We start from the raw sequence: 20,070 nt of genomic DNA on the forward strand, positions 1-20,070 counted from the left end.
TGACAGGCCCGCGCAACGTCAGGCGCGGGCCTTTTCCTATGCGCCGAGAAGACGGCGAAAGAGCCGCTTCGGCAGCCGCGCCCCAAGGCGGAAGAAGGTCGCCATCTGCCACGGGTAGGACGTGGCGAAGCGGCGCGACGTCATCGCCCTGAGCGTCCGTCGGGCGGCGTCTTCGGGGTCGATGATATAGGGCATGTCAAAGGTGTTCTTCGCCGTCAGCCGCGTGCGGATAAAGCCCGGGTTGATTTGCTGCACGAGGATGTTCTTGCGCGACAGGTCCATGTAGAGGTTCTCGGCCAGGTGCATCAGCGCGGCCTTGCTTGCGCCATAACCGATGGCCCCCGGCAGCCCGCTGAACCCGGCAAGCGAACCGATGACCACGATATGCCCTTGCCGCCGCGCGGCCATGTCTGGCACGACGTGGCCCAACACCCGCATTGCACCGGTGAAGTTGACGTCCGACACCTTCAACGCGGCATCCACGTCCCAGTCTTCTGCGCTCATCGGCTCATAGGCCCCGGCGGCATAGATCACGCCGTCTATTTCGCCGACATCGCCCGCCGCTGCCGCGACCGAGCCATCATTGGTGACATCCATCGGCAGGGCGCGCGCGCCCCGGATCTCGCCTGCCAGATCGACAAGCCGGTCGGCATTGCGGGCCGACAGGATCAGCCGTGCACCCTCGTCGGCCAAGAGATGCGCCAAGGCCCGCCCCAAGCCTTCCGACGCGCCGATCAGCCAATATGTGCGGCCTTCGAACATGGCTCAGGTCGCCGGGCGCATGGTGGCGATCAACTCGGCCACACGGATACCGAACTTGCGCATTTGCGAGCGGTTGATGATCACCCCGTTGTCCATGAGATACATCCAGTCTGTCACATCCAGCACATGCCCGCCCGCATCCTCGGGCAGGCGCAGACGGTAGGTCATGCAGATCGTCGCGCCCGACACGACGCCGCGCCCCTCGCCGACAATGTCATCGGCGGTGGCGGTGAAGGTGCCGTCATTGCCCATCCGCAGGCGCCATTCCCGGTCCTGCGTGCCGCCACCAGCATAGGCGAAATGTTCGGCCAGCGTGCCGGTGGCACCGGTCCAGACCCCGTTCATGTTGGCCGTGAAGCGAGAGGTCACGCGGCCAAGTGGCCCATAGATCACGCCTTCGCACAGGATCGGCCCCGACAGGTGGGTGCGCAGGTCAAAGGCCGGGTGTGTCCCGGCATAGGCGGCCGGGGATTGGCTGCGAAAGCCGGTCCGGTGTCGAAACACGATCCAGCCGCCAAGCAGGATAACGACGATGCCAAGCATGAAACTCATGAAACAGCCTTCCCGTGATGCATCAGTGTGACTTGGCTGACGCCGGTCTGTCCGGTCAGGAAGGCCGCCGTGCAACTGCCAAGGTAGAACCGCCAAGCACGCAGGAACTCGGGCGGGTAGCCGAGCCGGTTGATGCGCCGCTCTTCCTCCTGCATCCGGGTGTGCCACGCCTGGCAGGTCGCGGCGTAGTGGGGGCCGAACTCGAACCGGTCCACTACCTTCAATCCCGCGCGGCGGGCCTGATCGCGGATCGCCCCGTGCGACAGCAACATGCCGCCGGGAAAGATATGCGAGCGAATGAAGTCCGACCCGCGCCGGTAGATGTTGAAATAGCTGTCGGGCACGGTGATGACCTGCAACACCGCCTGTCCGTTGTCTGACAGGCGATCCTTCAGCGCCTTGAAATAGGTTGGCCAATACCGTTCGCCCACGGCCTCGACCATTTCGATCGAGACGATGTTATCGAACCGTCCTGTCGCGTCGCGATAATCCTGCAACCGGATCTCGGCCCGGCCATCCAGCCGCGCATCGGCATAGCCCTTTTGGCTCGGCGACAGGGTCAGGCCGGTCACGCGATGGCCCCGATCCGCCGCCGCCTCGGCGAAGCCACCCCAGCCACACCCGATTTCCAGCACGCTTTCGCCATGCAACTGGTTCAGGATGCGCGCGTTCTTGCGCTCTTGCGCGCGGGTCAGGTCGCTGTCGCCATCGGCAAACAGGGCCGAGGAATAGGTCATGCCGGGGTCGAGCCACAACGCATAGAACTCGTTGCCGACGTCATAGTGCTGGCGGATGTTGCGCGATGCCCCCCGGCGCGAATTGGCGCGCAGAACGGTGTTGAGCAGGCGATACCCCATCCGCGCCCAGAAGCCGCCATAAACGAAGGTTTCCAGCCGCTCCATGTTCATCAATGCCACTTGGCACAGGTCCGCGACCGAGGGCGTATCCCACAGCCCCGCCATATAGGTTTCGCCCAAACCGATATCGCCTTTGGCGGCGCAGGCGGTGACGACGGACCAGTCGTTGATCTGCATTTCGGCATCGGGCAGGCCCTGTCCGAAGGTATACATCTCGCCCTCCGGTGTGCGCAGCCGCAGGGTGCCAGCCTGTATCTGGCCGCAACTTTCCAGAAATTCGCGTTTCACGCGGGCCGTCAGGAAATTCATCAACTCACCTCTTCTGTGGGGGCTTGGGGGCGGCTGCGATAGCGCGCGCCTTTAAGTTTCAGGCGTAGCGCGTGCCAATGGATCAGCCCCCATGTGCGCAGTGTGCCGAGGGGGCGACGCAAGGTTGCGGCAAGCAGCCCCCACGTTGTCATCGGCTGGCGATTGCCGGACAGGGTGGCGACCACGCCTTCGGGGCCGTTGTCGTGCAGGATGCGGATCACGATACGTTCCGGCGTCACGCGAAACTGGAAGCGATAGCCACCGGCCACCTCTTGGAAGGGCGAGACATGCATGACCTTTTCGGCCTGCAACACGTCGCTCGGGCCGACCGGGGCAAAGCCGGGTTTGTGGCTGACATAGCTGTGCCGGTCGCCGAACGTGTTGGTCACTTCCGAGATGACCGCCACGAGTTGATCGCCCCGGAACGCCAGCCAGAAGCTGACCGGGTTGAAGACACGGCCCAGAAACGCCGGTTGCGCCAGCAACAGCAGGCGCGCATCGCTCAGGCCCCGCGCGGCCAGAACCTCGCGCGCCCACTCCGCGCCGCGCCCGTGCTTGGGCGGGCCGCCATGGTGGCGGTCCTGCACGGAAAAGAGCCCGCGCCGGTTACGCGCGAAAAGGGCCGGGCCCGCGTCGCTGTCAGGGTCGATCAGCACGAAATCCACCGAATGCGTGAAGGCATGGGCAATGCCGCCCCGCCGCGCATGGGTGGTCTTGCCGCGCAGATGTTCAGGCCACTGGCTCATGCGGCAGCAACCCGTTCCACCGGCGTCATCGCGCGGGCGATGCGCGCGGCGCTGGCGAACCCGTCTTCGTGAAAGCCGTGCCGCGTATAGGCCCCGGCGAACCACGTGTTGTTCTGGCCCTGCATCTCGCGCAGCGCCCTCTGCGCCGTGAGGGCGGCCAGATCGAAGACGGGGTGGCGAAAGCTGGTCTGATCGTAGACCAGATCCTCGCGGATCGACTGCGCGGGGTTGAGCGTCACGAACATCGGATCGCTCTCGGGGATGTTCTGAAGCCGGTTCATCCAGTAGCTGACTCCGATCGCCGGGACGTCGACCCCCGTCTGCGCCTGATAGACCCATGACGACCACACCTTGCGCCGCTTGGGCATCTGGGCGGTGTCGCGGTGCAACCAGATCGCGTTGTCCTGAAACCGGATCGCGCCGAGGGCGTTCCGCTCGGCCTGCGTGGGGCGGTCCAGCAAGCGCAGCGCCTGGTCGGAATGACAGGCGAAGATGACGTGATCGAAGACCTCCGCCGCGCCGTCTGTCTGGATCGTGACGGCGCCGGGCGTGCGGCGGACGGATTTGACCGGCGTGCCAATGCGCAGATCGGTCCCGCGTTGCGTCAGGGCGCGTTCCAATCGCGTCACATATTCCCGGCTGCCGCCATCGACGGTCCACCACTGGTGTTGACCAGTGGGCGACAGCAGCGCGTGATTGCGAAAGAATTGCACCAGTGCGCGGGCGGGGAAGGCCATGATCTGGTCGGGCGGGGTCGACCAGATCGCGCCCGATAGCGGCGCGAGGTAATAGTCGCGGAACCATTGCCCAAGCCGCAGGTCGCGCATCAGGTCCGCGATGGTGGCACTGTCGTCGCGGGCCAGCTCTTCGGCACGCGCGTTAAAGCGCAGCACGTCGCGCACCATGCGCAGGAACCCCGGCCGCGCAAGATTGCCGCGCTGTGCCAGCAGGGCGTCAAGGTTCTTGAGGCCATATTCGATCCGACCGCCGTCAATCGAGGCCCCGAAACTCATGTCGCTTTTCGCGACCGGCACGTCGAGGTCTTGGAACATCCGTGTCAGGTGCGGATAATTTGCGTAGTTGAAGACGATAAACCCCGTGTCAACCGGCTGGTCGCCGTTCAGGCCGGCCATCACCGTGCGGGCGTGACCGCCCAGGCGCGGCTCGGCCTCGTAAAGCGTGACCGCGTCATTGCGCGACAGCAGCCACGCGGCGGCCAGCCCCGAAATGCCCCCGCCGATGACGGCAATACGGCGCGAGGGTCGGAACGGGGCGTCAAAGGACATCGGGCAGTCTCCAGCTTGTGTATGCAACTCATACGAGCGGGAAATTTCTTCGGATCAAAATTGATCCGCGATTTGCGCCGACGCGTAAGAGCCGTATGTTGATCGCAACAGATATCTGCAAGCCCGCGCGCCCGGCCCGCCCGATGGCCCCGCCGCGCCCCTTGCGAAAGGAAAAGGACGCCGTGGCGCCCGAACGCGATCTATCAGAGCAAACCCGGCTGATGCTGGCGGTGCGGGACTCCTGCGACCGTCAGGCCTTTGCACGGTTGTTCGATTTCTATGCCCCCCGCCTGAAGGGCTTCGTCATGCGGGGTGGGGCAGATGCGGCGCAGGCCGAGGAAATCGTGCAGGACGTGATGCTGACGATCTGGCGCAAGGCCGATCAGTTCGATCCCACCCGCGCGCAGGTGTCGGGCTGGATCTATCAGATCACCCGGAACCGGCAGATCGACATGATCCGCCGTGTCAGCCGCGCCATGCCGGAAGAGCTCAAACACGAGGACGAGCACGACCCTGACCCCGGTCAGATCCTCGCCCTTGAACAGGAAACAGGGAAGTTGAAACAGGCGTTGGGAAAACTAAAACCGGAACAACGCCAGATGATCGAAAAAGCCTACCTCGGTGAATTGACGCATCAGGAAATACACGCCGAGACAGGGTTGCCGCTTGGAACCATTAAATCCCGCATCCGATTGGGGCTGGAACGCCTGCGGCACGAGTTGAAGGGCCTGAGAGAGCCATGAGCAAGATACATCACCATATCCCTGAACCAATGCTTGCCGCCTATGCGGCAGGAACGTTGCCGCACGTGTTCGAGGTGGTCGTGGCCACCCATATTTCGCTCTGCGCACAGTGTCGGGCAGGGTTGGAGGCACATGAAACCGCAGGCGGTGTCGTGTTGGAAGCGACCAATGCGGCCGCCCTGTCGGATGACCTGAAAGCAGATGTCCTGGCGCTGCTGGATATCGACATGCCCGAGCCGCCCGCGCCGAAAGGATCTGGTATTTTCCCGGCCCCGGTGATGGCGGCGCTGAAAAACAGGCCGCCGCGTTGGAAAAGCCTCGGGTTCGGGGTACGGCAGAGCATTCTGGAACACGGCTCTGAGGGCAGCTTGCGGCTGCTCCACATCCCGCCCGGTCGCGCTGTGCCCGATCATGGCCATAACGGGATCGAGATGACGTTGGTTCTTCAGGGCAGCTTCGCGGATGAGACCGGCGCCTTTGGCGTGGGCGATCTTGAAGTCGCTGGCGATGAGTTGGAGCATACCCCCATCGCGGGCGAGGGCGAGCCCTGCATCTGCTTGGCCGCGACCGACGCGCCGCTGCGCTTCACCACGATGATCCCGCGCTTGTTGCAGCCCTTGTTTCGCATATGAGGAACGGGACTGGTCGGCGTTCGACTAACCGCGCGTCGGCCAGCCCGCAGAACGGTCTGTCAATCGAGCAGAGGCCTGACGACCTTTGGTCCGCGTGTGGCGCTCTGGTCTTTACCCACGCAGCCGCAAATCCGCCGTGCGCGCGTGGCCTTCCATCCCCTCCAGCCGCGAAATTCTTGCCGCCGCCGCCGCGACTGGCCGCGCGGCCTCTGGCGTGGCGCGTTGCCATGTCACGGTTTTCAGGAACTTGTGCACGCTCAGCCCACCGGTATAGCGCGCCGCGCCTGACGTGGGCAGCACATGGTTCGGCCCGGCGCACTTGTCGCCGAAGGCCACCGTGGTTTCTGCCCCCAGAAACAACGATCCATAGACCCGCAGGCGGTTCAGCCACCATTCCAGCCCCTCGGCCTGCACATGCAGGTGTTCGGGCGCATATTCATCGGCCACCCGCGCCATGTCTTCGAAGCTGTCGCACAGGATGATCTCGCCAAAACAGTCCCAGGCGCGGCGGGCGTTTTCGGCATTCGGCTCTGGCAGGGTGTCGATCAGGCGCGGCACCATCGCCAGCACGCTTTGCGCAAGGCAGGTGTCGTTGGTGACCAGCCAGACCGGCGAGTTGTATCCATGCTCTGCCTGCCCCACCAAATCCCATGCCACGGTTTCCGGGTCCGCCCTTCGGTCGGCGAGAATCATGGAATCCGTCGGCCCCGCCACCATGTCGATCCCGACCGGGCCAAAGAGCTGCCGCTTGGCCTCGGCCACATACTGGTTGCCCGGCCCGACAAGAATATCCGCCCCCGGCAGACCGAAATGCCCGTAGGCCATCGCCGCCACCGCCTGCACCCCGCCAAGCGACAGGATCGCGTCGGCCCCGGCAAGGTCCATGGTGAAGATCACGGCGGGCGGAATGCCTTGTCCCGGCTTGGGCGGCGACGCCGCCGTGATATGTGGCACGCCCGCGACCTTGGCCGTGGTGATCGTCATCAAGGCCGAGGCCACATGCGAATAGCGCCCCCCCGGCACGTAACAGCCCGCCGCCGAAACCGGGATGAGCTTTTGCCCCGCCACCAGCCCCGGCGCCAGCTCGATTTCGCAATCGGTGACCGAGGCGCGCTGCGCCTGCGCAAAGCGGCGGATGTTGTCATGGGCATAGCGAATGTCATCCTTGACCGCGTCCGGCACCATGGCGATGGCCCGCGCGCGGTCGGCATCTGACAGCAGAACCGGGCCGTCATGGCGGTCGAACTGCCGGGCATAGCGCGTCACCGCCGCTTCGCCCTCGGCCTCGATCACGCGCAGCATCAGGCTGACCTGATCGCTCAGGTCCTGGCGGTCCTCGCGGGCCTGCGGCAGACCCTCTTTCACATAGGTTATGACCATCGGTCCGACCTTTCTGTTCGCATAGCGGAAATCTTGCGGGTGGGTCGAAAATTGGTCAATGAAATTCGTGTGTTATGCCATTCATTTCGGGATTTCGAAATTCCCGTTTTCAAGCCGCGAAAGCTGCCCGGCCCGGAGACGGAACTTTTTTGCTTCCCCGCCAAGGATCGCCGCTTAGGCTGCGTCATACCAAGGACATGCGCATGAGTGTAAGCGATGAAGATCTGGCCGAGGCCGCCGCGCTCAGCCGCCTGCGAGCGGTCGGCTTGACCAATGGACCGGCCAATTTGCCGGAAGGTCTATCGCCTCTGGTCCGCCAGCTATGCGCCTACTGCTGGATCGTTTCGATATAGCCCGCCAATTCGCGGATCAGGTCTTGCGAATACCGATCCCCCCAGACCGGCATCGGCGATCCATGTGCCCGCACGCCCTGGCGCCCGTCGATGATCTCGATCACCCGCTGCATCGGGAACGTGCCCCCGTTTACCGCAGAAAGCCGCGTGAGGTCGGCCAGCATCCTGCCGTTGTGGGTGCCCCCGTGGCATTGCTGGCAGGTGGTCTGAAAAACCTCCACGGCGTCGCTGTCCCGATCCACGGACACGTCACTCGCCGGGGCCTCGCACCCGGCCAGCCCGCAAAGGATCAAAACGACCGAAGTGGCGAAAAACATGCGCTGGAACATTGGACTGCGCGCTCCCTGTTTTTTGGGCAGTATGTCATGGACGACCCAAAGTGGTTTGATCCGGCGCAAGGACGGCGAAAGGAATTTGCGTCTTTCACCTTTGTAGGAATACTTCGGCGGCGCCGACGTCAGGCGACGGGGGCGGCGCCCCCGCGCGATGGGGAAGGATCGCGCCCGGATCGACGCGCCAAAGGCGCGGCGACCCTTGTCAGAGCTTGTCGCGCAGGGAAAACCAGACCATCGCCAATACCAGAAGCGGCCAACGCATCGCCACGCCGCCGGGAAAGCGGGGGGTGGGCACGCTGGCCATCAGGTCGAAGCGTTCCGCCTGTCCCGCGATGGTTTCGGCCGCGATTTGCCCGGCCAGCGTCGCCATCGCCACGCCATGCCCGGAATAGCCCGACAAGCTCAGCATATTGCCCGCCAGCCGCTCGAAATGCGGCATCCGGTTCATGGTGATCCCCAGCGTGCCGCCCCAGCCATGGGTCAGCTCCACATCCGCCAGTTGCGGAAAGATTTCGGCCAGCGGTCCACGCACCTTGGCGCGAATGTCCTTCGGGAAGCGGTAGCCATAGCTTTCCGTGCCGCCGAACAGCAGCCGGTGATCGTCGGAAAAGCGGAAGTAATTCACCACGAACTTGCTGTCGGCCACCGCGTGGTTGCCGCGAATGATCTGCTCCTGCCGCTCTGGCCCCAAGGGTGCGGTTGCCACGACGTAATTGTTGATCGGCATGACACGGGCCGCAACGCGAGGCTCCAGCCCGCCGAGATAGCCGTTGCAGGCCAGCACGACGTGGCGCGCGGTGATCTCTGCCGTCTCGGTGGTCAGCTCGGCCGGGTCGCCCTGTGTCAATGCTGCGACCTTGGCATTCTCGAAAATCCGGGCGCCGGCCGCTTGCGCCAACCGCGCCAGTCCAAGCGCCAGTTCCAGCGGGTCGATATGACCCGCGCCCATGTCAAGCGTGCCGCCGTGATAGGCGGGCGAGGCGACGAGGCCCTGCATCTCTTCCCGGTCCAGCGCGCGAATCCGGTCATAGCCATATTCGGTCTGCAACTTCTCGGCATAGGCGCGGTATTCGGGCACATAGCGCGCCCTGTGGGCCGCATGGATCACGCCGGGATGGAACCGCGCGTGAACCTCGTCGCGCGCCGCGACCTCTCGCACCAGATCGACCGACTGGTTGGCAATCTCCCACAGCGCGCGGGCCCGATCCCGCCCCACCATCGCTTCCAGCTCATCCTGCTCCAGCCGCTGCCCTTGCCCGACCTGCCCGCCATTGCGCCCCGAGGCGCCGAAGCCCACCCGCTGCGCCTCCAGAAGCACCACGTCATAGCCGCGCTCGGCCAGGTGCCACGCGGTGGACAGCCCGGTGAACCCGCCCCCCACCACGGCCACGTCGCACGTGATCGTGCCCTGCGGGGCCGGAAACCGGGGCAGGGGTGTCGCCGCGTGGGCGTAAAAGGACGGGGGATAGTCCCCCGCCCGGTCATTGACAGTCAAAAGGTCCATGGGATCAGGCCGGAACCAGCAGCCCCTGCTCCTTGGCGATGGCATGGGTCTCGTCCAGCGCCTTGGTCGCCCGCGAAATTAGCGTGTCGATCTGATCCGGCGTCAGGATCAGCGGCGGCGAGATGATCATGCGGTCGCCCACATGCCGCATCACCAGACCGTTGGCAAAGCACCGATCCCGCGCGATCAGCCCGACCGTGCCCTTGGGCGCGGCAAAGGTCGCCCGGCTTTCCTGGTGTGGCGTCATGGCGAGCGACCCCATCATGCCGACGATCTTCGCTTCGCCGATCAGCGGGTGATCCACCATCGCTTCCCATTTCTCCTTCAGGTAAGGCGCGGCCACGTCGCGGACGTGATCGACGATCTTCTCTTCCTCAAGGATGCGCAGGTTTTCCAGCGCCACGGCGGCAGCCACGGGGTGGCCGGAATAGGTGTAGCCATGGTTGAACTCGGTCGAGGCGATCACCTCGGCCACCTCGTCCGACAGGATCGAGCCGCCAATCGGCGCATAGCCCGACGACAAGCCCTTGGCGATGGTCATGATGTCGGGGCGGATGTTCAGAGTCTGCGACCCGAACCAGTTGCCGGTGCGCCCGAAGCCGCAGATCACCTCGTCCGCGATCAGCAGGATTTCGTACTTGTCGCAGATGCGCTGCACCTCGGGCCAATAGCTGTCTGGCGCCACGATCACGCCGCCCGCGCCCTGCACCGGTTCCGCGATGAAGGCCGCCACGCGGTCTTCGCCCAGCTCCAGGATCGCCTCTTCCAGTTCCCGCGCGCGTTGCAGCCCGAACGCCTCGGGGTCCATGTCACCGCCCTCGGCCCACCAGTTGGGCTGGTTGATGTGGTGGATGTTCGGGATCGGAATGCCACCCTGCGCATGCATGGCCGGCATCCCGCCGAGCGAGGCCGACCCCACGGTCGAGCCGTGATAGGCGTTCTTGCGGCTGATGATGACGTTCTTCTCGGGCTTGCCCTTGACCTGCCAATAGGTGCGCACCAGCCGGATATTGGTGTCATTGGCCTCGGACCCGCCAGCGGCGTAGAACACATGGTTCAGGTCGCCCGGCGCCAGCTCCGCGATCTTCCTGGACAGCGCGATCACCGGAACATGGGTCGTCTTGAAGAAGGTGTTGTAATAGGGCAGCTCGCGCATCTGCCGCGCCGCCACGTCGGCCAGTTCATCGCGGCCATAGCCGACATTCACGCACCACAACCCCGCCATCGCGTCGAGAAACTCGTTGCCGTCGCTGTCGGTCAGGGTCACGCCACGGGCGCGGGTGATGACGCGGCTGCCTTCCTTGGCAAGGTCGGCATTCGACGAAAACGGGTGCACGTGGTGGGCGGCGTCCAGCGCTTGCAGTTCGGCCGTGGGCATATGGTTGCTGATCATGTTCATGACATCTGTCTCCTGTCTCTCCGTTACACGTTCAGCAGCAGGTGCTGACGTTCCCACGGCGAAATTTCCCGTTGGTATTCTTCATTCTCGGCGCGCTTTATATCGCCGTAGAGCTGGCAGAACTCTTCCCCCAGCACCTCGCGGATTTCGTCGGCCTCTTCGAAGCGGTTGAGCGCCGCGAACAGGGAAATCGGCAATTGATCCTCGGTTTCCCAGACCTCCACCTCGACGGCGGGGCGCGGCGCGACCTTGTTGACCATGCCCAGATAGCCCGCCGCCAGCGAGGCGGCTATGGCCAGATAGGGGTTGCAGTCCATCCCCGTCACCCGGTTCTCGACGCGCCGCGCGTCGGGTTTCCCGGCGGGAATGCGCAGGCCGGTGGTGCGGTTGTCGCTGGCCCATTCAAGGTTGGACGGTGCGCTTTGCCCCTCGACCGTGATCCGGCGATAGGAATTGACGTAAGGGGCCAGCAGCGGGATCAACTGCATCAGGTGTTGCTGCGAGCCGCCAATGAAATGATAGAACGCGTCGGTCGGGTTGCCCTTCTTGTCCGAAAAGATGGTCTTTCCGGTCTTGGCGTCGACAACGCTCTGGTGCAGGTGCATGGCGCTGCCCGGTTCATCCCGGATCGGCTTGGCCATGAAGGTGGCGAAAATGCCGTTCTTGAGCGCCGCTTCGCGGATCGACCGCTTGAAGTAAAAGACCTGATCGGCCAGCCATAGCGGGTCGCCATGCAGCAGGTTGATCTCGATCTGACCGGCGCCGCCCTCTTGAATCACGGTGTCGATGCGAAAGCCCTGATCCTCGGCATAGTCGTAGATCGTGTCGATGACGGGGCCGTATTCATCGACGGCGGCCATGGAATAGACCTGACGGCTGGCACCCTTGCGGCCCGTGCGGCCAAGCGGCGGCTCGATATCTTCGTTGGGGTCGGTGTTGGGCTTGGTCAGGTAGAACTCGAGCTCGGGCGCGACCACCGGCTTCCAACCCTTGGCGGTGTAGAGATCCAGCACCTTGCGCAGCACGTTGCGCGGCGCGATGGCCAGCGGCGTGCCTTCGCGGGTCGAGAGATCGCAGATGATCTGCAAGGTCGGATCGTCGGCCCACGGAACGGCGGTGGCGGTGGACATGTCGGGCGTCAGCACCACGTCTTTTTCAAGCCACTGGTTCTCGATGTCCATATCCACGTATTCCCCGGAAATCGTCTGGTAAAACAGCGAGATAGGCAGGGAAAAGGTTTCGTCGGGACGGAATTTGTAGGATGGCATTGCCTTGCCCCGCGAGGTGCCGGCGAGGTCGGGAATGATGCATTCCACCTCTTCCAGACGGCGTCCGTCGAGATAGTCGGTAAAGGCTTCGGGAAGATTGGAAATCCAATCCGCGTCCGACTTGGCCTTGCGAGGCGTTCGCATGTCATCCTGCCGTGATCTAGGTCGATTGAAGGCCCGCACGGCCAGCGCCCCACGCATGGCAGGGGCCCCGTTCAGTCGCCTGTAGGAAGAATATGATCAAAAAAATGAGTCTGTCAATCGGGACGGTATTTGTCGTTTCGCCGCCTGCGGCGGCGACCCGCCGGGGGGCGCTGCCCCCCGGACCCCCCGGAGTATTTGTGCCAAGAAGAAGGGAAAACGGCGGTTCGTCTGCACGGGGGGTGCACAGGGGGTGTACGGGGGGTGTACGCAGGGCCCCCCCCTGTTTTCGGGCCGGAAGGGCGCCGGGTCAGGCGCCGAGCGCCTGGGTCATCAGGTCGAGCCCCTGCTGAATGTCGCCCTCGATCGCGCGGGCGGTGGCGAGGGGATCGCGGCGGCGCAGGGCGTCGAGCGTTTCCGAGTGCATGTCCGGCAGGTTCGATGTGCCGAAACGGCCGCTGACAACCCGGTGGGAGGGGCCGAATTGCAGCCACAGCGAGGTGGCGATCTTGCGCAGAACGGGGGTGCCGGCGAGGTCGTAGAGGGCGAAGTGAAAGCGGAAGTTGCTTTCCAGGTAAGCCTCGACATCACCGGAGTCTATTGCAGAATCCACATGTTCATCAAGGGTTTGAAGCATGTCGATCTCGGGGTCGGTGATCTTTTCCGCGGCCAGTTCCGCCATCTTGGGTTCGATGGCGAAGCGGGCGAAATAGATTTCGTCGATGCGCGGCGCGGTAATCTCGGGCACCACCACGCGGCGGTTGCCAAGCGCCTCCAGCGCGCCCTCGGCGGTGAGTCGGCGCATGGCCTCGCGCACGGGCGTGACACCTGCGTTGATGCTGTCCTTGAGCCCCAGAATCGTGACGGCCTGACCGGGCCGAAGCTCTCCGAAAAGGATCATGTTGCGAATCTTTTTGTAGATCGCCTCATGTTCAGGCAACTTGGTGTCGCGTGCGGTCAAATCGCAGGCCTTCCCCCTTGTGGCCCCCCACGAGGAGGGCCGAATCCAACGCTCTTTCGGAAAAATCTTGCGCCGAATCGAGTTTTTGATCAAATAAAAAACAAAGAACCAATCCAACGGGAGTGAAACGAATGATGAAGAAGGTCACATTGCTGGCTGTGGCGGGGTCGATGACCGCGTTGACGGCGGCCGCAGAAGAGGTTCGTGTCTACAACTGGTCGGACTATATCGACGAAGACCTGCTGGCGCAGTTCGAGGAAGAGACCGGATACGATCTGGTCTATGACGTGTTCGACTCGAACGAGCTGCTTGAAACCCGGATGCTGGCCGGCGGGTCCGGCTATGACGTGGTGGTGCCGTCGGGCACTTTCCTGCAACGCCAGATTCAGGCCGGGGCGTTCCAGCCGTTGAACTACGACCTGCTGCCCAATGCCGTCAACCTTTGGGACGTGATCCAGAACCGCACGGCACAATACGACCCCGGAAACCAGTATGCCATCAATTACATGTGGGGCACCACGGGGCTCGGGGTGAACGTGAACCGTGTGCAAGAGGTTCTGGGCGATGATGCGCCGATCGATTCGCTGGCGCTGATCTTCGACCCGGCCAATATGGAGCGCCTTGCGGAGTGCGGCGTGCATCTGCTGGATGCCCCGACCGAGATGATCCCCGCCGCACTGACCTATCTGGGTGAAGACCCGGACAGCCATGATCCCGACGTGATTGCCCGTGCCGAAGAGGTGCTGGCACCGATCCGGCCATACGTGCTGAATTTCCATAGCTCGGAATACATCAATGCGCTGGCCAACGGTGATATCTGCGTCGCCTTCGGCTGGTCGGGCGACATCCTTCAGGCCCGTGACAGGGCGGCCGAAGCCGATAACGGCGTGGAAATCGTCTATCACGCCCCGACCGAGGGCGCGCTGATGTGGTTCGACATGATGGCAATCCCGGTCGATGCGCCGAACCCGGAGGGCGCGCATGCCTTCCTGAACTTCATCATGGATGCCCACAACATGGCGGCGGCGTCGAACTACGTCTACTACGCCAACGGCAACCTCGCGAGCCAGGAGTTCCTGGAAGAGGACGTGATCGGAGATCCGGCGATCTACCCGGACGCGGCGACGCTGGAAAACCTCTACACCACCACCCCCTACGAGCCGCGCGTGCAACGCGTGGTGACCCGGCTCTGGACCCGGATCAAGTCGGGCACCTGAGCCTGACCACCACATTGGAAATGGCCGCGTCCGGGACGTTCCCGGGCGGGCCGCCTGTCCGGGCCAAGGAACCAGCATGAAACCTGCCGTCAAACCCGCCGCCGTTTTCGCCCCGTGGGAGGATGAAAACGAAACCCCGCTGATCCGCTTCGATGGCGTCACCAAACGCTTTGGCGACTTCACGGCCATCGACAATGTCGATCTCTCGATCCACCGCAAGGAATTCTACGCGCTGCTCGGCCCATCAGGCTGCGGCAAGACCACCCTGATGCGGATGCTCGCCGGGTTCGAAGCCCCGAGCGAGGGCACGATCACTATCGGCGGTCAGGACATGAAGGGCATTCCGCCGAACCGGCGCGAGGTGAACATGATGTTCCAATCCTACGCGCTGTTTCCGCATCTGAGCGTGTGGGACAACATCGCGTTCGGGTTGCGGCGTTCGGACATGCCGAAGGATCAGATCGGCGAACGGGTGAAGGAAATGCTGCGCCTGACCCGGCTGGAGCAATTTGCACGGCGCAAGCCGCACCAGATTTCCGGTGGGCAACGGCAGCGCGTGGCGCTGGCGCGGGCACTGGCCAAGGCGCCAAAGCTGCTGCTGCTGGACGAACCGCTTGGCGCGCTGGACGCGAAACTGCGGCAGGACACGCAGTTCGAGCTGATGGATATCCAGGAAAAGACTGAGACCACGTTCGTGATCGTGACCCACGATCAGGAAGAGGCGATGACCGTGGCCAGCCGCGTGGCGGTAATGGACAACGGCAAGGTTATTCAGGTCGATACGCCCCCGCGCATCTACGAAAACCCGAAGTCAGTCTATGTCGCGGACTTCATCGGCGACGTGAACCTGATCGAGGGCCGCGCTACACTGAAGGACGCGGGGCTGGCCTCGCTGACCTGGGCCGAGGGCGCGCCCGAGATCATCGCCACGGCCGGAGAAGGATTGGTCAACGGGGCCAAAGCCACCTTTGCCGTGCGCCCCGAGAAAGTGGCGATCAGTGCCGAGCGCCCTGATGACCGCAACAATGTCGTGCATGGCCGCATCCATGATATCGCCTATCTCGGCAACCTCTCGACCTACCATGTGGAAATCGCGGGCGGGCAGATCATCAAGGCGCAGACCGCCAACAACCGGCGCCTGTCGCGCCGCAGTTTCACTTGGGAAGACGAAGTCTGGCTGTCCTGGACCGATACCGCCGGCCTCGTGTTGGCCGGGTAGGGGGGCAGCGACATGAACCTCGCCCGCCGCACCCTGATCGGGATACCCTATCTCTGGCTTTTGCTGCTGTTCCTCGTGCCGTTCGGGATCATCTTAAAGATCTCGCTTTCGGACGTGACGCTGGCCATTCCCCCCTACACACCGACACTGGACCTGACCGAAGGCTGGTCCGGGATTCGTGCGTTCCTGCGCGGGCTGGATTGGGAGAACTACGTATTCCTGACCGAGGATGACCTCTACTGGAAGGCCTATCTCTCGTCGCTCAAGATCGCGCTGATTTCCACGTTCTTCACCCTCTGCGTCGGCTACCCCATCGCCTATGGCATGGCCCGCGCCGCGCCGGAATGGCGCCCCACGCTGATGATGCTTGTGATCCTGCCGTTCTGGACCAGCTTTTTGATCCGGGTCTACGCATGGATCGGCATCCTCAGCTCCGAGGGCTACCTGAACCAGTTCCTGCAATGGATCGGGCTGATATCGGAGCCTTTGCAGATCATGAATACGCCGACGGCGGTCTATATCGGCATCGTCTACACCTACCTGCCGTTCATGATCCTGCCGATTTATGCCACCCTTGACCGGATGGATGAATCGCTGCTGGAAGCGGCGGAAGACTTGGGCTGTTCGCGCCTTTCGGCGTTCTGGATGGTGACCTTCCCGTTGTCGCGTTCGGGCATCATCGCGGGCTGTTTCCTCGTCTTCATCCCGGCCATCGGGGAATTCGTGATCCCCTCGCTTCTGGGCGGCTCGTCGACGCTGATGATCGGCAAGGTGTTGTGGGAGGAATTCTTCTCGAACCGTGACTGGCCAGTGGCCTCGGCGGTTGCGATCATCCTGCTTTTGATCCTCGTGATCCCCATCATCCTGTTCCAGAAGAACCAGGAAAAGGAACAGGAGGCTGACGCATGAGACGGTTTTCGTGGTTCAACGCGACGGCTCTGACGCTTGGCTTTGCCTTTCTCTATGTGCCGATGCTGATCCTGATCGTCTACAGCTTCAACGAAAGTCGGCTGGTGACGGTCTGGGCCGGGTTCTCGACCCGCTGGTATGGCGAGCTGTTTCAGGATCAGGCGTTTCTCGACGCGGCATGGGTGACGCTGCGGGTGGCCTTCGTGTCGTCGACGCTGGCCACGGTGCTTGGCACGATGGCGGCCTATGTGCTGGTCAGGGGAGGGAAATTTCTGGGGCGGACGCTGTTTTCCGGCATGATCTACGCGCCTCTGGTCATGCCCGAGGTGATCACTGGCCTGTCGCTCTTGTTGCTGTTCATCTCGATCGGGCTGGATCGTGGCATTTTCACCATCATCCTCGCGCATACGACCTTTTCGATGTGCTATGTCTCGGTGGTGGTGTCGTCCCGTCTTGTGGGGTTCGACCGGTCGGTGGAAGAGGCGGCGCTCGATCTGGGCTGCACGCCGTTCGACGCCTTTCGCTCGGTCACCCTGCCGCTGATTGCGCCAGCCGTGATCGCGGGCTGGCTGTTGGCCTTTACCCTGTCGCTCGACGATCTGGTCATCGCATCCTTCACCGCTGGTCCTTCGGCTACCACGCTGCCGATCAAGATCTTCTCTTCGGTTCGGCTTGGGGTGAGTCCCGAAATCAACGCGCTTTCGACGATCCTGATCCTTCTGGTGACCATCGGGGTGATCTCCGCCTCGCTGGTCAGCAAACGGCGTATCGTCCAACAGAAGCGCGATGAGCAAATGGCGGAACAGGCGGCATAAAAATGAAGAAAGACTATGAAGATTACTGCGCCGCTCACGGGCGGCCGGATCGGATCGAATTGATGTTATGCGACATCAATGCGGTGCTGCGCGGCAAGTGGCTGCCGGGCGACTCCTTAAGCAAGCTGACCGGTGGATCGGTGCGGTTGCCCTATTCCACCTACGCGCCGGCGATCATGGGTAACGAGGTCGAGGCGACGGGGCTTGGCATTGTCGTGGGCGACCCCGACGGGGTGCTGGTGCCGGTCGAGGGCACGCTCAAGCCGGTGCCGTGGATGCCCGGCAATGTCGCCCAGATTCAGGTTGAGATGCTGACGCCCGAGGGCGAGGCAAGCCCCATTTCGCCGCGTGAGATTCTCAAATCCATGCTGGAACGCTATGCCGAACGCGGCTGGCACCCGGTGGTGGCGACCGAGCTTGAATTCTACATCCTGCGCCCGCGCGAACGCGGCGACGACCCACCACAGCCCCCGGCCCGCACACCTGCCGCGCAGAACTACGATCTGGAGGTCGTGGCGCGGCAAGAGGCGATCCTGACCGAAATCCTCGCGGCCTGCGACGCGCAGGGGCTGGAGACGGATACGCTGATCGCGGAATATGGTCCCGGTCAGTTCGAAGTGAACTTTCATCACACCGACGACGTTCTTGCCGCCGCCGAGACCGCCGTCTTTTTCCGCCGTCTCGTGCGCGGGATCGTCAATCGGCACGGCATGGAGGCGACCTTCATGGCCAAGCCCTATGCCGATGCGCCGGGCAACGGAATGCATGTGCACTGCTCGATCCTTGACGATGCGGGCAACAACATCTTCCGTCCGGACGCCCCCGGCACCGGGCCCTCGCCGCTGTTGAAACAGGCGGTGGCGGGCGTGCTCGACACGATGGCCGACCTACAGGTGATCTTTGCGCCGCACATGAACTCTTACCGGCGGTTCCAGCCGATGAGTTTCGCGCCCTCCGGCCCTGACTGGGGCCTCGACAACCGGGCGGCTGGCGTGCGCCTGCCCGAAACCGATGGCAAGGGGGCGCGGCTGGAACATCGGATCAGCGGCGCGGATGTAAATCCCTACCTTGTGCTGACCGCGATCCTTGGGGGCATCCTGCACGGCGTCGATACCAACCCGGACCTGCCCCTGCCCATTGACGACCCCGAGGCGGAAATGGCCCCGCGTCTGGGGCATGACTGGTTCGACGCGGTGGAACGCTTCGCCGCCTCGGATCATGCCGCGAAAATCTTTGGCGAAGACTATCGCCATGTCTTTGCCGCGGTGAAGAATGACGAGGTGCAGACCCTTACGGGCATGATTACGCCGGTCGAATACCGATACTATCTCAGCCGTCTGTGACCTGCATGAAACGTCTCTACGAACCCATGGCCTATGGGACCGGCCCCATTGCCGAAAGCTTCTGGCCGACCACCGTACCCGACATCCCCGCGCATCCGGCGGTGTCGGGCGACGTAAGGGCAGAGGTCGCCGTGATCGGTGCGGGTTTTACCGGCCTCAACGCGGCGTTGGCACTGGCCGAGGCGGGGCGTGACGTGGTGGTGTTGGAGGCCGAGCAACCGGGGTGGGGTGCCTCGGGGCGCAACGGCGGGTTCTGTTGCCTCGGGGGGGCCAAGGCAGGCCCCGACCAGATCCTGCGCCAGTTCGGTGATGCAGAAACGCGGGCCTATTACCGGGCCGAGCGGGCCGCGGTCGATCATGTCGGTGCGCTGCTGGACCGCCACGGGATCGAGGCCGATCTTCACTCGGATGGCGAGACCCTTTTGGCCTTTCGTCCCAAGGATGTGAAGGTGCTGGAAGGGGTCGCCGAAGACATACGCCGCTGGCAACAGGTCGATTGCGAGGTGCTGCCGCAAGCGGCATTGGCCGAGCGTGGCATGGCCAGCCCCGAGTTTCACGGGGCGGTGACGACCCCGATCGGCTTTGCACTCAACCCGATGAAATACGCGCTCGGGCTGGCCAAGGCGGCGGTCGGGGCCGGGGCGCGGCTCTTCGGGCAATCGCCCGTCATCGCCATGAGCCGCGAGAACGGCGATCATCTGCTGACCACCGATCAGGGCCGTGTGCGCGCAAGGACTCTGGTGATCGCCACCAATGGCTACGGTTCCGATGACCTGCCGCCCGCCTTGGCGGGGCGGTATTTGCCGGTGCAGTCGAACGTCTTGGTGACCCGCCCCCTGACCGATGCCGAGATTGCCGCGCAAGGCTGGTCTTCCCGGCAGATGTGTTACGATACCCGCCATTTGCTGCACTACTTTCGGCTGATGCCGAACAGGCGGATGCTCTTTGGCCTGCGCGGTGCAATGAAGACGACGCCAACGGCCCATGACCAGACCCGCGCCATTGCGCGTGCCGATTTCGAGCGGATTTTCCCTGCGTGGCGCCATGTCGAAACCCCGTATTTCTGGTCGGGTCTGCTGTGTCTGTCGCGCGGGCTGATGCCATATGCGGGGCCGGTGCCGGGCGTGGACAACGCCTTTACCGCCATGGCCTATCACGGCAATGGCGTGGCCATGGGCAGCTATGCGGGCCACCTCTTGGCGGCGCAGATCACCGGAGCAGGCCCCGCCACCCCCGCCCCCTTGCGCGCGCCGTTGAAAAGGTTTGAATTGGGACGCTGGCGGCGGGCGCTGCTGCCGCTGGCCTACGCGTTTTACGGACTTCAGGACCGAGGATAGCC

The 20,070-nt window shown here is 63.6% G+C and carries 20 protein-coding genes; 9 read left to right on the forward strand and 11 right to left on the reverse strand.

The window, feature by feature from the left end; all coding sequences use genetic code 11:
- Positions 1-36: 36 nt before the first annotated feature.
- The 5 genes from BKY27_RS05905 to BKY27_RS05925 are packed head-to-tail and all read right to left on the reverse strand — an operon-like array spanning position 37 to position 4,512.
- On the reverse strand, positions 37-762 hold the full coding sequence (locus tag BKY27_RS05905) for an SDR family NAD(P)-dependent oxidoreductase (protein WP_071673529.1): 726 nt from the start codon (positions 760-762) through the stop codon (positions 37-39).
- Between the two features lie 3 nt (positions 763-765).
- The gene (locus BKY27_RS05910; protein WP_071673530.1) at positions 766-1,314 is read right to left on the reverse strand and encodes a DUF3833 domain-containing protein; all 549 of its coding nucleotides are present in this window, start codon (positions 1,312-1,314) and stop codon (positions 766-768) included.
- Complete coding sequence (locus BKY27_RS05915) at positions 1,311-2,480, reverse strand: SAM-dependent methyltransferase (protein ID WP_071673531.1); 1,170 nt, start codon at positions 2,478-2,480, stop codon at positions 1,311-1,313. The genes BKY27_RS05910 and BKY27_RS05915 overlap by 4 nt, the downstream gene beginning before the upstream one ends.
- A complete protein-coding gene (locus BKY27_RS05920) occupies positions 2,480-3,226 on the reverse strand; it encodes a DUF1365 domain-containing protein (RefSeq protein WP_071673532.1) in 747 nt (248 codons plus the stop codon). The genes BKY27_RS05915 and BKY27_RS05920 overlap by 1 nt, the downstream gene beginning before the upstream one ends.
- Entirely contained in the window at positions 3,223-4,512 is a 1,290-nt protein-coding gene (locus BKY27_RS05925; RefSeq protein WP_071673533.1) for an NAD(P)/FAD-dependent oxidoreductase, read from the reverse strand. The genes BKY27_RS05920 and BKY27_RS05925 overlap by 4 nt, the downstream gene beginning before the upstream one ends.
- 95 nt (positions 4,513-4,607) lie before the next feature.
- Between BKY27_RS05925 and BKY27_RS05930 the strand changes: the two genes are divergently transcribed.
- Both BKY27_RS05930 and BKY27_RS05935 read left to right on the forward strand, forming a co-directional pair.
- Positions 4,608-5,255, forward strand: a complete 648-nt coding sequence (locus BKY27_RS05930; protein WP_084667872.1) for a sigma-70 family RNA polymerase sigma factor — start codon at positions 4,608-4,610, stop codon at positions 5,253-5,255.
- Positions 5,252-5,887 carry a ChrR family anti-sigma-E factor gene (locus tag BKY27_RS05935; RefSeq protein ID WP_071673534.1) on the forward strand — a complete coding sequence of 212 codons (636 nt, stop codon included), beginning with the start codon at positions 5,252-5,254 and terminating at the stop codon, positions 5,885-5,887. The genes BKY27_RS05930 and BKY27_RS05935 overlap by 4 nt, the downstream gene beginning before the upstream one ends.
- 111 nt (positions 5,888-5,998) lie before the next feature.
- On the opposite strand, the gene hisD is transcribed toward BKY27_RS05935, so the two are convergent.
- The gene (hisD, locus tag BKY27_RS05940) at positions 5,999-7,267 is read right to left on the reverse strand and encodes a histidinol dehydrogenase (protein ID WP_071673535.1); all 1,269 of its coding nucleotides are present in this window, start codon (positions 7,265-7,267) and stop codon (positions 5,999-6,001) included.
- 203 nt (positions 7,268-7,470) lie between these two features.
- On the opposite strand from hisD, the gene BKY27_RS20115 reads away from it, so the two are divergent.
- Positions 7,471-7,620 (forward strand): hypothetical protein, encoded by a 150-nt coding sequence (locus BKY27_RS20115; RefSeq protein ID WP_158514965.1) that lies wholly within the window; start codon positions 7,471-7,473, stop codon positions 7,618-7,620.
- On the opposite strand, the gene BKY27_RS05945 is transcribed toward BKY27_RS20115, so the two are convergent.
- From BKY27_RS05945 to BKY27_RS05965, 5 genes are all read right to left on the reverse strand, one after another.
- Positions 7,596-7,949, reverse strand: a complete 354-nt coding sequence (locus tag BKY27_RS05945; RefSeq protein WP_071673536.1) for a c-type cytochrome — start codon at positions 7,947-7,949, stop codon at positions 7,596-7,598. The genes BKY27_RS20115 and BKY27_RS05945 overlap by 25 nt on opposite strands.
- Before the next feature lie 208 nt (positions 7,950-8,157).
- Positions 8,158-9,459 carry an NAD(P)/FAD-dependent oxidoreductase gene (locus BKY27_RS05950; protein ID WP_071673537.1) on the reverse strand — a complete coding sequence of 434 codons (1,302 nt, stop codon included), beginning with the start codon at positions 9,457-9,459 and terminating at the stop codon, positions 8,158-8,160.
- Positions 9,460-9,463: 4 nt separating this feature from the next.
- Entirely contained in the window at positions 9,464-10,858 is a 1,395-nt protein-coding gene (locus tag BKY27_RS05955) for an aspartate aminotransferase family protein (RefSeq protein ID WP_071673538.1), read from the reverse strand.
- A 23-nt stretch (positions 10,859-10,881) separates the two neighbouring features.
- A complete protein-coding gene (locus tag BKY27_RS05960) occupies positions 10,882-12,270 on the reverse strand; it encodes a glutamine synthetase family protein (protein ID WP_071673539.1) in 1,389 nt (462 codons plus the stop codon).
- A gap of 307 nt (positions 12,271-12,577) precedes the next feature.
- Positions 12,578-13,228, reverse strand: coding sequence for a GntR family transcriptional regulator (locus BKY27_RS05965; protein WP_071673702.1), 651 nt, complete (start codon positions 13,226-13,228; stop codon positions 12,578-12,580).
- Between the two features lie 134 nt (positions 13,229-13,362).
- Between BKY27_RS05965 and BKY27_RS05970 the strand changes: the two genes are divergently transcribed.
- The 6 genes from BKY27_RS05970 (at position 13,363) to BKY27_RS05995 (ending at position 20,068) form a co-directional block, all read left to right on the forward strand.
- Positions 13,363-14,445: a polyamine ABC transporter substrate-binding protein gene (locus tag BKY27_RS05970; protein ID WP_071673703.1), complete on the forward strand. Its 1,083-nt coding sequence runs from the start codon at positions 13,363-13,365 to the stop codon at positions 14,443-14,445.
- Between the two features lie 76 nt (positions 14,446-14,521).
- Positions 14,522-15,664, forward strand: coding sequence for an ABC transporter ATP-binding protein (locus tag BKY27_RS05975; protein ID WP_071673540.1), 1,143 nt, complete (start codon positions 14,522-14,524; stop codon positions 15,662-15,664).
- Positions 15,665-15,676: 12 nt separating this feature from the next.
- Entirely contained in the window at positions 15,677-16,573 is an 897-nt protein-coding gene (locus BKY27_RS05980) for an ABC transporter permease subunit (protein WP_071673541.1), read from the forward strand.
- Positions 16,570-17,388, forward strand: coding sequence for an ABC transporter permease (locus BKY27_RS05985; protein ID WP_071673542.1), 819 nt, complete (start codon positions 16,570-16,572; stop codon positions 17,386-17,388). The genes BKY27_RS05980 and BKY27_RS05985 overlap by 4 nt, the downstream gene beginning before the upstream one ends.
- Before the next feature lie 2 nt (positions 17,389-17,390).
- Positions 17,391-18,731: a glutamine synthetase family protein gene (locus BKY27_RS05990; RefSeq protein WP_071673543.1), complete on the forward strand. Its 1,341-nt coding sequence runs from the start codon at positions 17,391-17,393 to the stop codon at positions 18,729-18,731.
- Between the two features lie 5 nt (positions 18,732-18,736).
- A complete protein-coding gene (locus tag BKY27_RS05995) occupies positions 18,737-20,068 on the forward strand; it encodes an NAD(P)/FAD-dependent oxidoreductase (protein WP_071673544.1) in 1,332 nt (443 codons plus the stop codon).
- Positions 20,069-20,070: the final 2 nt, after the last annotated feature.

The organism is Nioella nitratireducens (assembly GCF_001879715.1).
In the GTDB taxonomy this organism is placed as follows: domain Bacteria; phylum Pseudomonadota; class Alphaproteobacteria; order Rhodobacterales; family Rhodobacteraceae; genus Nioella; species Nioella nitratireducens.